This window comes from Brevundimonas sp. (assembly GCF_036402095.1).
GTDB lineage: Bacteria > Pseudomonadota > Alphaproteobacteria > Caulobacterales > Caulobacteraceae > Brevundimonas.
The window spans coordinates 1-2,887 of record NZ_DASWTO010000135.1 but is presented as its reverse complement, the minus strand read 5'-3'; the positions used below and the strand labels follow the sequence as shown (position 1 = coordinate 2,887).

Here is a 2,887-nt window from a genome sequence, read left to right as displayed (position 1 = left end):
GGGCGGCGCAGGCGGCGACGGCGGCTCGCTCGCGGTCAAGGCCCTCGGCGGCTCCGGCGGAACCGGCGCCCCGGGCGGGTCCGGGGCGGCAGCCCCGCAGCCGGCGCTCTACTGGGCCGGCGGTGGCGGTGGCGGTGGCGGAGCGGTCGCGTCCGGCGTGGGTCACGACGGCGGCGGCGGTGGGTCGGCCGGGGGTGGCGGGGGAGGCGGCGGCGCCGGAACTACGGCGGGCGGCACCGGAGGGGCCGGTGCGGGCGGCCTCGTCTGGCTGATCGCGCAGGGATGACCGCCATGGCAAGACCCCGCCACATGCGCGAACACGTCCTGCTCGACCCTGAGGTCTGGGACGCTCCGTTCAGCCTGTCCGCCGACGATCTCTACGCCCAGGCGGGAGCCGACCGCCGGCCGGGCGGCCACCCTGTCGATGATCCGGAGGACGAGCGATGAGCGAGCCGGCTCTTCACCCGGCTGGCGCGCCGCCGCTGGCCGAGGGGCGCTGGCTGTGGCGCCGCCTGTATGTGTTCGCCAGCACCGGCGCGGCCTGGCTGCTGCTGGACCGTCTGATAGCCGTGACGCCGCCCGAGGCGGCGCTTCCGCTCGCCAGGGGGCTTATGGCCCTGATGGCCCTGACCATGATCCTCTACCTGGTGGCGCCGACGGCCCAGCAACTGATCGCCAGCCTGCGCGTGCTGCGGCCGACGGAGGAGGGACGCTGATGGGCTTCCGTCTCTCCGAGCGATCGATGAGGCGGCTGGATGGGGTGCATCCCCGTCTCGTCGCCCTGGCCCGCGAGGCTGTGGCCCTCAGTCCCGTCGATTTCATGATCACAGAGGGGTTGAGAACCAGGGAGCGGCAAGCCGCCCTCATCCGCGCCGGCGCCAGCCGTACGAAGCACTCCCGGCACCTGACCGGACACGCCATCGACGTCGCCGCCATGGTCGATGGACAGGTCCGCTGGGACTGGCCGCTCTATCCGCGCATCGCAGCCGCCTTCAAGGCCGCCGCGGCGCGGCAGGGCGCCGCCATTGTCTGGGGCGGCGACTGGCCCACGCTGCGTGACGGCCCGCATTTCGAGCTCGACCGGAAGATGTTCCCATGACGGGCCCGTCGATCCTGAAACGGCTGAACCTGATCGCCTGGGGCCCGGCGGCGTGGGGGCTGTGCCTGGTGGCCGTCGCCGTGGCCGTTGTAGCGCTGGGTCATGGCCTTGGCCTGCGCTGGGATCCGCTCGACATCGCCCGGCGGCGCCTGCGGATCGCCGAAACCTACGCCGCGGCGTCGGCGTCGGACGCCCTCGCGCGCCGTCTCGAAACGGAAGGGCTGGCCGATCAGGCCCGCCGCCTCGACCAATCCCATCAACAGGCCGTGGCCGTGACGCGGGCGACCGCCGAGGCCACGACCCAGGCCCGGAGCGCCCACAATGCATCGACCCCGCTGGATTCGGCTCGTGCCGATCGCCTTCTCCGTCATGATCGCGAGCTGTGCCGGCTCGCCCCCGCCGTCTGCGCTCCCGCCTCGCCTGGAACTGCCGCAGGCGGCGATTCAACCGTGCGTGCTGGACCGTCTGCCGCAGACCCCGACGGAAGGTGATCTGGAGGTCGCCTATGTCGCGCGCGGCGCCGCCCTCGTCGCCTGCGACACGGCCCGCGAACTGGCGGTGGAGACGCTGGAGGCCGAACGCGCGCTGCAGGACCGCTGGCGGAAGACGAGCCTGCCCCGGCGCCGCCTCTGGCTGTGGTGAGACCGGACACCCCGGCCGATTCTCGCAGGGTTGGCGGGTCGAATTCGCAGGACCCTGCCAACGCCATGAATGCAACTTGTGCCGGGTGGCCGGGCAGTTCTTGCCGGGAGCCCGGCAAAACCTGCCGGGTATGGGACGTGCTTAACAAGAACTACCGCAGCAAAATCAATGAGGGGCGCCGTGGCACGCCGGATCGGCGACTGGTCCCGTCCTTGCTGCGGATGCGTCCGAGCAGAATGCTCCCGGCAGCCAAAACGGCGTCGGACACCTTGAAGAAGGAATACGTGTCATGGCGCTGAACAGCGTTAACACGAACACGGGCGCGATGATCGCCCTCCAGAACCTGCAAGTTACGAACAACGAACTCAGCACGGTTCAAAATCGCATCAACACCGGCAAGATCGTCTCGTCCGCCAAGGACAACGGCGCCATCTTCGCCATCGCCCAGGGACAGCGCGCTGAAATCGGCGCCCTGAACGCGGTCAAGGACAGCCTGAACCGCGGCCAATCGGCCCTGGACGTCGCCCTCTCCGCCGGCGAGTCGGTCTCCGACCTGCTCAGCCAGCTGAAGGAAAAGGCCCTCGCGGCCACCGACTCCAGCCTGACGACCTCGGCCCGGTCGGCCCTGAACGAAGACTTCAAGGCCATCCGCGACCAGATCGCCACCGTGGTGTCGAACGCCAAGTTCAACGGCGTCAACCTGCTGGACAACTCGACCGGCACCAACGGCTACAAGGCCCTCGCCAACACGACCGGCTCCACCATCAAGGCCGCGGGTGAAAACCTGTCGCTGGGCGGCGCCAACGTGACCGTGACCTCGACCACCACCATCGGCACCTCGACCCTGGCCACCACGGCCCTGGGTCTGGTCAACGCCTCGATCGACAAGGTTTCGGCCTCCCTGGCTCGCCTGGGCACCGGCTCCAAGTCGTTCGCGACGCACCTGACCTTCGTCGGCAAGCTGCAAGACACCATCGAAGCCGGTGTCGGCAACCTGGTCGACGCCGATCTGGCCAAGGAAAGCGCCCGGCTGCAGTCCCTGCAAACCAAGCAACAGCTGGGTGTGCAGGCGCTGTCGATCGCCAACTCCTCGACCTCCATCCTGCTCGGACTGTTCCGCTAAGGATCGACCGGAAGGGCGGGGCC

Annotated in this window: 6 protein-coding genes; all 6 read left to right on the top strand. The window is 69.9% G+C overall.

The window, feature by feature from the left end:
- Nucleotides 1–291 precede the first annotated feature (291 nt).
- Entirely contained in the window at nucleotides 292–447 is a 156-nt protein-coding gene (locus tag VGD32_RS09690) for a hypothetical protein (protein WP_331031685.1), read from the top strand.
- Nucleotides 444–716 (top strand): hypothetical protein, encoded by a 273-nt coding sequence (locus VGD32_RS09685; protein ID WP_331031684.1) that lies wholly within the window; start codon nucleotides 444–446, stop codon nucleotides 714–716. The genes VGD32_RS09690 and VGD32_RS09685 overlap by 4 nt, the downstream gene beginning before the upstream one ends.
- Nucleotides 716–1,099: a M15 family metallopeptidase gene (locus VGD32_RS09680; protein ID WP_331031683.1), complete on the top strand. Its 384-nt coding sequence runs from the start codon at nucleotides 716–718 to the stop codon at nucleotides 1,097–1,099. Before VGD32_RS09685 ends, VGD32_RS09680 begins: the two co-directional genes overlap by 1 nt.
- The gene (locus VGD32_RS09675; protein ID WP_331031682.1) at nucleotides 1,096–1,590 is read left to right on the top strand and encodes a hypothetical protein; all 495 of its coding nucleotides are present in this window, start codon (nucleotides 1,096–1,098) and stop codon (nucleotides 1,588–1,590) included. The genes VGD32_RS09680 and VGD32_RS09675 overlap by 4 nt, the downstream gene beginning before the upstream one ends.
- Nucleotides 1,553–1,741 (top strand): hypothetical protein, encoded by a 189-nt coding sequence (locus tag VGD32_RS09670; protein ID WP_331031681.1) that lies wholly within the window; start codon nucleotides 1,553–1,555, stop codon nucleotides 1,739–1,741. Before VGD32_RS09675 ends, VGD32_RS09670 begins: the two co-directional genes overlap by 38 nt.
- 289 nt (nucleotides 1,742–2,030) lie before the next feature.
- Nucleotides 2,031–2,864, top strand: a complete 834-nt coding sequence (locus tag VGD32_RS09665) for a flagellin (protein ID WP_331031680.1) — start codon at nucleotides 2,031–2,033, stop codon at nucleotides 2,862–2,864.
- Nucleotides 2,865–2,887: the final 23 nt, after the last annotated feature.

Excerpts from the sequence above, each read along its gene's own strand:
- VGD32_RS09690 (WP_331031685.1), top strand. The coding sequence starts at position 292 with ATGGCAAGACCCCGCCACATGCGCGAACACGTCCTGCTCGACCCTGAG.
- VGD32_RS09685 (WP_331031684.1), top strand. The coding sequence starts at position 444 with ATGAGCGAGCCGGCTCTTCACCCGGCTGGCGCGCCGCCGCTGGCCGAG.
- VGD32_RS09680 (WP_331031683.1), top strand. The coding sequence starts at position 716 with ATGGGCTTCCGTCTCTCCGAGCGATCGATGAGGCGGCTGGATGGGGTG.
- VGD32_RS09675 (WP_331031682.1), top strand. The coding sequence starts at position 1,096 with ATGACGGGCCCGTCGATCCTGAAACGGCTGAACCTGATCGCCTGGGGC.
- VGD32_RS09665 (WP_331031680.1), top strand. The coding sequence starts at position 2,031 with ATGGCGCTGAACAGCGTTAACACGAACACGGGCGCGATGATCGCCCTC.